The following is an 8,051-nucleotide window of genomic DNA, read 5'->3' as shown; positions in this document are numbered from 1 at the left end:
GGGCGCTGTCCACGCCGATCCGTGAGCCAGGCCAGGCCGTCTCCTCGCCCACCGAGCCGCCCGTTCCGCACCCGCGCTCCATGTTGCCGCTCCTGGTCTTCACCGCGATCTACGTGCTCATCATGTGCGGTGAGACCGTGAAGCTCGCCTACCTGCCGCTGTACATGGACGGCGAGCTGCGCGTCGACGCCGGCGTGCGGGGGGCGATCATCGGCTTCCAGCCCCTCGTCGAGCTCCTTCTCATGCCGTTCGCCGCACGACTCGCGACACGCTTCGGCCTCGCCCGCGTGCTCACGGCCGGTGCGCTGATGGCGGTCGCCGCGCACATCTCCTATGCCGCGGCGGGCCAGATCACGCCGCACATCGTCCCGCTCATCGTGGGGCAGGTGCTGATGGCAGGAGTGATCGCCACCTTCGGAGTGCTGGGCATCACCGTGGCCCAACGCCTCGTCCCCACCCGCGTCGGCATGGCCACGAGCGTCTTCATGAGCTCCTATGCGATCAACGCCGCCGTCGGAGGCTTCGTGGGAAGCATCGGCTCGCTGTGGCTCGGCCTTCCTCAGTTGTTCTGGATCCCCGCCGCGATCTCCGCCGTCGGGGGCGTCGCGCTGCTCATCCTGAACTCCCGCGTTCCGCTCGATCCACCCGCACGCGACCACTGACCTGTCGAGGCGCCGCTATCCGGCGTTCGGACGCACGCAGGTGTCCTGGGCCGCGCTCTGCCCGTCGACGTTCGACGGCAGGGTGTTCGCATCGGGCCGCGTCGTATCGGGCTGTGTCGTATCGGGCTGTGTCGTATCGGGCGGTGTCGTCTCCGGTGGCGTCGTCTCCGCGCCCTCGGAGTCGTCGGACGGCGGGGTGGCCGGCGGGGAGAGCTCGCTGCCACGGCCGGTGTGGTCGGAGCTGATGCTCACCGTCTCACCGGAGATCACCCGCTCCATCAGCGCGGCGGCCGACTGCTCGTCGGGGACGACGCGGTCACCCGCGGGAAGGTGCGGGTACGACACGAACGCGATGTTCTCGAGCGGCAGGTCGCTGAACACCTTCGCCATCGAGGCGAGCGTGCCGAGGTCGGCGAGCGGGGTCGACAGCGTCATATTCCTGGTCGCCGCGTCGGCGATGCCGTACAGCTTCACCGGGTCGGTCAGGGTCGACTGGTCACGGAGCGTCCGCACGAGCGAGGAGAGGAACACCTGCTGGGTCGAGATGCGAGCCAGGTCACTCCCGTCCCCGATGCCGTAGCGCGAACGCAGAAGCGCCAGGGCCTGCTCGCCGCTGAGGTCGTAGGTCCCGGCCTCGGGGATCTCCAGTCCGGAGTGGCGATCGTGGACGGGGCCGGCGAAGCAGATCGGCACGCCGCCGACGGCGTTCGAGGCATCGATCACGCCCGTGAAGCTGATCTCCGCCGCGTAGGCGAGATCGATACCGGTGAGGGCCGTGACCGTCGAGGCGACGCAGCCCAGCCCGCCGCGGGAGAGCGACTCGTTGAACTGCACCCGGTGCCCCGCAGCCCACGTCTTCCCGGTGTCGGGATCGCTGCAGGAGGGCATGTCGACGAGCAGGTCGCGGGGGAAGGAGATCACGGTCGCCGCGTCGTGAGCGTCGTTCACGTGCAGCAGCAGGGTGACGTCGTTCCGGCTGCCTTCGACGTCTCCGCCCTCTCCGTACTGGGCTCCCTGCCCCGCGCGGCCGTCCGAGCCGACGAACAGCACATCGAATGCGCCGTCGAAATCCGCCACGACGGGAGGCTCATCCGTACGGGCGGGGTGCAGTTCGACCGTGGTGACGTTCTGGGACAGCCGGAGCGCCGCGACGGCCACCGTGCCCCCGCCGATGACCAGGACCGCGACGGCGGCCAGGGTGAGGAAGCGCCGGAGGCGCCTCCGGCGCCGTCGGCTCGGAGCTGGAAGCGGGGGAAGACTCATGGGGAAGACCTCTCGGCATCGGCGAGCAGCCAGTGTCGAGCACGAATGTCACACGAGTGTCACAGCCGAGGAACGCTCACCCGGAAGGTCGCGCCCGGGGATCCGGACAGCAGCGCGAGATCACCGCCGAGGAGGCGGGCGTTGTCACGAGCGATCGCGAGTCCGAGTCCGGTCCCGGCGCCGTCCGAGCGCGACCGATCCGTCGTGACGAACCGGTCGAACACCCGCTCGCTGTCGGCGCCGGCGATGCCGGGCCCGTGGTCGCCGACGTCGATGTGCAGCACGTCACCGTCCTCCCGCACGCGGATGACGACCGGCGGGCGCCCGTGGCGGGAGGCGTTCGTGAGCAGATTGGCCACCACGGTGTGCAGTCGTGCCGCATCGGTACGCAGTCGCAGGCTCGGCGCGACCGACAGCTCGTCGACGTCGACTCCCGTCGTGTCGACCACATCGGCGAGCAGGTCGTGCAGCACCACGGTCGTGCGGTGCACGCGTGCGACTCCGGCGTCGAGGCGGGAGAGCTCGAGCAGGTGCTCGATCAGGGTGTGCAGTCGGCGCGTCCCCGTGCGCACGACCGCTGTGGCGACCGCTCGCTCCTCGGCCGTCGTCTGCTCGTCGTCGTCGAGCATCTCGTCGACCGCCATCATCGAGGTGAGGGGGGTGCGCAGCTCGTGGGCGACGTCGCTCACGAGCTGCCTCGACTCCGCCTCGCGCTGTCGAAGCCGCCCGATGGTGTCGCCCAGGCGTTCTGAAGAGAGGCGGAGTGCGTCGGCCACACGGTCGACGTCGTCGAACGACGGCTTCCACGCCGGAGGGCCCTCGCCGGAGCCCACGGCCCGCGCCGTGTCGACGAGGCGGCGGAGCGGACGCGTCAGCGCACCGCCCAGCAGGCGCTCGAGCAGGACGACGAGGACCACGACGCCCGCGCTGAGGAGCGCCCCGGAGACGACCAGCTCCCGCACCTGCTCCTGCTGCGGCTGCATCGAGTACGCGGTGACCACGGCGAGGCGGCCGCTCGGGTCCTGGGGGAGGTCGTCGCGGACGACGGAGACGAAGAACACCTCTCGGTCGTCGAGCGTGGTCATCAGCGAGGTCACCTCGCCGGAGCGGCGGCTGTCGTCGATGCGCAGGGCGCCCGGCACCTGATCCGGTCGGAGTTCGCCCGCGCTGCGGCCACTGCCGAGGTCGATGATGACCGTCTCGCCGGGGAGGATCTCGGCGTAGTAGCTCCACGTGTCTTCGGGAGACACCGTGGAGATGGACGTGAACAGGGCATCCGCCGTCGTCGAGAACTCATCGAGCAGACCCTGCTGCCTGGACTCGTAGACGATCCTGCCCGCGGTGAAGACGACGACGCCGGTGACGAGGACGGAGACGGCGACCGTGCTGCCGATGAGGGCGAGGGCGATGGCGGTGCGGAGCGTGAACCGGCGACGTGCCGTCATCGCAGCCGGTAGCCGATCCCGCGCACGGTCTCCAGCTGCGGAGTCGCGACGTTCGCAGCGGTCAGCTTCGCACGCAGCCGCTGGATGGCGGTGTCGACGACGCGGGAGGTGTCGGGCGGTGACTGCGCCCAGACGGCGTCGATCAGGCGCGAACGGCTGAGGGTGTGCCCGTCGTTCAGCGCCAGCTCATGCAGCAGGCGGAACTCGGTCGCGCTCAGCGGCAGGGCCTCGCCCCCCGCCAGGGCTTCCGCCGAGTCCTCGTGCAGCTCGAGGGATCCGACCCGCAGCGGCTCCGCGGTGAGCCGGGAGCTGCGACGCAGAACCGTCCGAAGACGTGCCTCGAGCACGGCCACGCTGACCGGCTTGGCGATGTAATCGTCCGCTCCCGCGTCGAGACCGACCACGACGTCGGCATCCTCGTCACGGGCGGTCAGCATCACGGTGGGGAAGCCCCAGCGCGCCCGGATCTCCCGGCACAGCGAGAACCCGTCGCCGTCGGGGAGCATGACGTCGATGATCGCGACGTCGGGGGTCGTGCGTTCCGCGAGCAGGCGTGCGGAGGCGACGTCCTCGGCGGTCTCGACGGTGTGACCGCGACGTCGCAGCGCGGTGGTGAAACCGAGACGGATCTCCGCGTCGTCGTCCACGAGCATGATCTTCATCCCACCCCACCTCCCGGACACCGCGCGCTTGCGATGATAGACGGCGGCGCCCGTGCATAGGCTCCGAGCAGAGGCGCCGAGGCGGGTCGCAGGGGCTCGTCAGGTCGAGCGGCTACCCTCGTGCCATGCGCCGAATCGTGGTCCTTCCTCTCGTCCTCGCTGCCGGACTCGGTGCCGGGGCGCTCGCCGGCTGCTCGCAGGTCACGCAGATGGCGGGCGACGCCGTCGGGATCGACGTGCAGGCGACCTGCACCACGATCGACGATGCCTACGGGCAGTACCAGGCGCTGCTCGATCAGGGCGCGGTCTCGGCCGAGCAGGCCGACGCCGCACGCGACGACCTCGTCGCCTCGCTCGAGGGGATCGCGGCGAACGTCGACGGACAGTTGGGCGATCTGATCCGCTCCGGCGCCACGCAGATCGGCGGCATGACAGACCTGCAGGCTCCGGAGACGGTCGAAGCGATCGAACAGCTCAAGGACTCGGCCTCGGCGTTCTGCGGCTGAGCTCCGCCGTGTGAGACGATGCCGGAGATGAGCACTGCGGCTGATGAAGAGCTTCGCGCCCTCCGGGCCCGCGCCTATGGTCCGACGGCGGACATCGAGGACGATCCCGCCGCACTCCGACGGCTCCAGCAGCTGGAGGCACGGAGACAGCCGAGGCCCAGGGCCGAGGACGTCGTCCCGCCCGCACCGGCGATGGAGACCATCGACTCGGAGCCGACGCGCGCTGCGGAACCGGTGAGCCGCACCAGACGGTCGAGGCGACAGCCCGAGGACGCGGAAGGCGATGCGCTCGGCGTCTTCGACACCTCGGCCGACGACACCGATGCGGCCCCGCCGACGGCGGAACCCGCCGAGCGGCTGGCGGCGTGGTTCTCGGTGCGCACGACGAGGATCCTGTGGGTGGTCGCGATCGTCGCGGCGGCAGCGATGTCGGCTGCCGTCACGTTCGCCCTGGTGAAGGTGACCCCCGTCGCCTCCTCCGCCGGCGCTCCGCAGATCGCCACGCTCGACGCGACCTCCGACGTGGCGATCCCGGCCGGATGGATGGGGGTGGGTCCGAGCTCCGCGGTGTTCGACTTCTACGGGTTGGTCATCGTGGAGAGCTCAGGCGGTTACTACAACGGTTCGGTCGGCTCAGACTGCCTCACGGTGGCCAGAGCGGATCAGGTGCCGGACAAGGACGACTTCGACTCGTCCAACGGCTGGACCTACGACGGGCCCATGTACACGGGGTGCGCCGTCGGCGCGTTCCCCGCGACCGTCGAGGTGCCGTTCGACACCAACATGCCCAAGGAGCTGACCGAGCGCTTCCCCGACGGGACGGCGCTGCAGTTCGTGTACGAGGCCGATCACGTCGGGGTTTTCCTCGACAGCGAGTGACCGGCCCCCGCGAACTCACACCGCGGGCTCAGGAGACGGTCGTCGCAGCGCGCTGCTGCTCGGCGTACTGCGTGCCCCACCGCGTCAACTCGACGAGCACGGGCGTCGCGCTCGTCCCCAGCTCGCTGAGGCGGTACTCGACCTTCGGCGGCACCTGCCGGTAGACGGTGCGGGTGATGAGGCCGTCTTCCTCCAGCTCGCGCAGCTGTCGGGTGAGCACGCGGGCTGTCGGGTTCTCCAACAGGCGGCCGAGTTCCCCGAACCGCAGCACCTCGTGCTCGCCCAGCAGCGTGAGGATGCTCGGTTTCCAGGCGCCGCCGAGCACAGCGATGGACACTTCCGCATCGCATGACTCCGACCACTCGCGCACGATCCGCTCGGTCTTCTCCCGCATCGCACGCTCCTCTGTCGTCCTTCTCGGTATCCGAAGTGTCAGTACGTGACAGAAATGACAGTACTTGCAGCTTCTGTCTGTACTTTACAGACTGAGCACGTGACTTCCACCCCCACTCAGTCCCCGTCGCGTTCGACCCTCCGTCTCTGGTTCGCGATGGTGCCCCTGCTCCTCGGAATACTCATCGGCGCCCTCGCCATCAGCAGCGTCTCCACGGCGCTCCCGGCCATCCGCGGCGAGCTGGCACTCAGCGACACCGAGGGGCTCTGGCTGGCCGACGTCTATGCACTCTCCCTCGCCGCCACCCTCATCCTCGCTGCGCGGATCGGCGACGCCTTCGGGCGCAAACGGATCGTGCTGATCGGTCTCGGCGGATTCGCCGTGCTCAACGCGGTGGGCGGATTCGCGCAGAGCGGTCTGCTGCTCATCGTGATCCGGGCGCTCCTCGGTGTGGCCGAGGCGTTCGTCGTCGCCGGGGTGGTCGCCACGATCGGGGCCAAGTATCACGCCAGGGAGCGGGTGCTCGCCTATGGGCTGTGGACCGCGACCTTCGGAGTGGGCAGCGCGCTCGGTCCCGTTCTCGGCGGACTCCTGGCGGAGGGCCCAGGGTGGCGCTGGCTGCTGCTGGGGAGCGTCCCGCTGGCGGCGCTCGCCGGAGTGCTGGCCGTGTGGCTGGTGCCCGACTCCCGCAGCTCGCGGACGCCGTCGTGGGATCTCCCGAGCATCGTCACGTCGGTCGTGGCCCTCGGCGCACTCGCCTTCGCACTGCATGAGGCGCTCGCCGCCCCCGTGCCGGCGGTGATCGCCGCCGTGGTCGCTGTCGGCAGCCTCGTGTACTTCATCCTGCGCCAGCGCCGACTGCCCGAACCGCTCATCGACATGCGCCTGTTCGCGATCCCCGGCTTCAGCCCCGCGATCACCCGCATCCTCGTCGCCAGCGGGGTGTCCTCGGCGTCCGTCCTGCTCGTCAGCCTGCATCTGCAGGACACGAGGGGCTGGACCGCGGCGGAGGCCGGCCTCGCGATCCTGCCGCAGGCCGCCGCGATCGCCATCGGCGGGGTGATCGCCCCGATCGCGCTCCGCTGGCTGCGGACCGAGACCCTGACCGTGGGTGCGCTCCTGCTGCAGGCGGTCGGGATGCTGTGGCTGTTCACCGATCCCGAGGTCGTGGCGGCTCCGCTGGTGCTCGTCGGTCTGGGGTTCGGCATCGGTGCGACGCTCGCCGCGACGGCGCTGTTCGACGTCACCGTCGAAGACGAGGCCGGACAGGTCGGAGCGATCCAGGAGGTCGGATTCGCCCTCGGCGGAGGTCTCGGCATCGCTGTGCTCGGAACGATCGCCGTCGTCGCGACGGGCGGTTTCGGCACGGCTGCGCTCGCCGCCGCGATCGTCGTGGTGGCGTCCGCCGTCGTGCCGCTCCTGCGTCGCAGGGTTCCTCGCCCCTCGAACAGCTGAGGGGGGCGGGTCAGCCTCGATCCTGCTCCAGGGTCGAGCGCGCGAGTCGCCGTGCGACGACGAACGGCTCGCTGAACGTCTCCATGCCGACCGTGACGATCGCGCCCTCGTAGAGCAGCATCATCGCCTTCGACATCAGCTCGGGTTCGGTGACCCCGGCCTCGCGGCACAGCTCGAGGAAGAGGTCGAGCAGCCACGCCTTCTGGCGCGACACCTCGGGGAAGACCGGGTGCCCGTCGTGGCCGTCGCCGATCTCCGCCCGCGCGTTGATGGCGCTGCACCCTTTCGGGCTGTACTCGTCGGACCAGGTGATCGCGGCGTCGAACACGGCGAGCACCCGCTCGACCCCGGGTCCGGAGACGGATTCCAGGTGTCGTGCGACGTGCGCGCGCCACAGGGCGTCGCGGTGCTGCAGGTAGGAGACGACCAGGGCCTCCTTCGACCCGAACCGGTCGTAGAGCGTCTTCTTCGTGACCCCGGCCGCCTCTGCGATCGTGTCGACGCCGACGGCGTGGATGCCGCGCTCGTAGAAGAGCCGGGACGCCGCGTCGAGCACGCGTGTGGCGCCCGGCGTGAGCGGGGCGAGTTCGGGTACCGGGACGGCCATGCCTCCACTATAGCCGTTGAGTAAACCGACCTGTATAGTCGTACAGATGAGTAAACAGATCGGTCTACTTCACGGCATGGTGACGGTTCTGGCGGCCGCGGCGTTCGTGGTGACCTGGAGCTCCGGATTCCTCGTGCCCGCGATCGCCGCCGACGCCGTCTCTCCGCTGACACTGCTC

The 8,051-nt window shown here is 70.1% G+C and carries 9 protein-coding genes; 4 read left to right on the top strand and 5 right to left on the bottom strand.

Annotation, left to right across the window (positions count from 1 at the left end):
* On the top strand, positions 1–662 hold a 662-nt coding region (locus tag AX744_RS10085; RefSeq protein ID WP_231728783.1), incomplete at its 5' end, for an MFS transporter.
* A gap of 15 nt (positions 663–677) precedes the next feature.
* On the opposite strand, the gene AX744_RS10080 is transcribed toward AX744_RS10085, so the two are convergent.
* The 3 genes from AX744_RS10080 to AX744_RS10070 are packed head-to-tail and all read right to left on the bottom strand — an operon-like array spanning position 678 to position 4,032.
* Positions 678–1,925: an LCP family protein gene (locus AX744_RS10080; RefSeq protein ID WP_061016660.1), complete on the bottom strand. Its 1,248-nt coding sequence runs from the start codon at positions 1,923–1,925 to the stop codon at positions 678–680.
* Between the two features lie 59 nt (positions 1,926–1,984).
* The gene (locus tag AX744_RS10075; RefSeq protein ID WP_061016659.1) at positions 1,985–3,370 is read right to left on the bottom strand and encodes a sensor histidine kinase; all 1,386 of its coding nucleotides are present in this window, start codon (positions 3,368–3,370) and stop codon (positions 1,985–1,987) included.
* On the bottom strand, positions 3,367–4,032 hold the full coding sequence (locus AX744_RS10070; RefSeq protein ID WP_061016657.1) for a response regulator transcription factor: 666 nt from the start codon (positions 4,030–4,032) through the stop codon (positions 3,367–3,369). The genes AX744_RS10075 and AX744_RS10070 overlap by 4 nt, the downstream gene beginning before the upstream one ends.
* 125 nt (positions 4,033–4,157) lie before the next feature.
* Here AX744_RS10070 and AX744_RS10065 point away from each other — a divergent pair, with 125 nt between their 5' ends.
* Positions 4,158–4,538, top strand: coding sequence for a hypothetical protein (locus AX744_RS10065; protein WP_046747641.1), 381 nt, complete (start codon positions 4,158–4,160; stop codon positions 4,536–4,538).
* A 27-nt stretch (positions 4,539–4,565) separates the two neighbouring features.
* Entirely contained in the window at positions 4,566–5,417 is an 852-nt protein-coding gene (locus tag AX744_RS10060; RefSeq protein WP_061016655.1) for a hypothetical protein, read from the top strand.
* 28 nt (positions 5,418–5,445) lie between these two features.
* Here the strand turns inward: AX744_RS10060 and AX744_RS10055 are convergent, their stop codons facing one another.
* Positions 5,446–5,811, bottom strand: coding sequence for a winged helix-turn-helix transcriptional regulator (locus AX744_RS10055; protein WP_061016653.1), 366 nt, complete (start codon positions 5,809–5,811; stop codon positions 5,446–5,448).
* A gap of 99 nt (positions 5,812–5,910) precedes the next feature.
* On the opposite strand from AX744_RS10055, the gene AX744_RS10050 reads away from it, so the two are divergent.
* Positions 5,911–7,266: an MFS transporter gene (locus AX744_RS10050; protein ID WP_061016651.1), complete on the top strand. Its 1,356-nt coding sequence runs from the start codon at positions 5,911–5,913 to the stop codon at positions 7,264–7,266.
* A gap of 10 nt (positions 7,267–7,276) precedes the next feature.
* On the opposite strand, the gene AX744_RS10045 is transcribed toward AX744_RS10050, so the two are convergent.
* Complete coding sequence (locus AX744_RS10045; protein WP_058630700.1) at positions 7,277–7,873, bottom strand: TetR/AcrR family transcriptional regulator; 597 nt, start codon at positions 7,871–7,873, stop codon at positions 7,277–7,279.
* Between the last annotated feature and the right edge of the window lie 178 nt (positions 7,874–8,051).

The sequence above is a fragment of the Microbacterium sp. CCH5-D1 genome (genome assembly GCF_001557335.1).
Taxonomy (GTDB): Bacteria; Actinomycetota; Actinomycetes; order Actinomycetales; family Microbacteriaceae; genus Microbacterium; species Microbacterium oxydans.
The sequence above is the reverse complement of the archived record's forward strand: the minus strand, read 5'-3'. Positions and strand labels throughout refer to the sequence as shown.

Coding starts and splice junctions, on each gene's coding strand:
- AX744_RS10045 (WP_058630700.1), bottom strand. CDS start 7,873: ATGGCCGTCCCGGTACCCGAACTCGCCCCGCTCACGCCGGGCGCCACA.
- AX744_RS10070 (WP_061016657.1), bottom strand. CDS start 4,032: ATGAAGATCATGCTCGTGGACGACGACGCGGAGATCCGTCTCGGTTTC.
- AX744_RS10080 (WP_061016660.1), bottom strand. CDS start 1,925: ATGAGTCTTCCCCCGCTTCCAGCTCCGAGCCGACGGCGCCGGAGGCGC.
- AX744_RS10065 (WP_046747641.1), top strand. CDS start 4,158: ATGCGCCGAATCGTGGTCCTTCCTCTCGTCCTCGCTGCCGGACTCGGT.
- AX744_RS10060 (WP_061016655.1), top strand. CDS start 4,566: ATGAGCACTGCGGCTGATGAAGAGCTTCGCGCCCTCCGGGCCCGCGCC.
- AX744_RS10055 (WP_061016653.1), bottom strand. CDS start 5,811: ATGCGGGAGAAGACCGAGCGGATCGTGCGCGAGTGGTCGGAGTCATGC.
- AX744_RS10075 (WP_061016659.1), bottom strand. CDS start 3,370: ATGACGGCACGTCGCCGGTTCACGCTCCGCACCGCCATCGCCCTCGCC.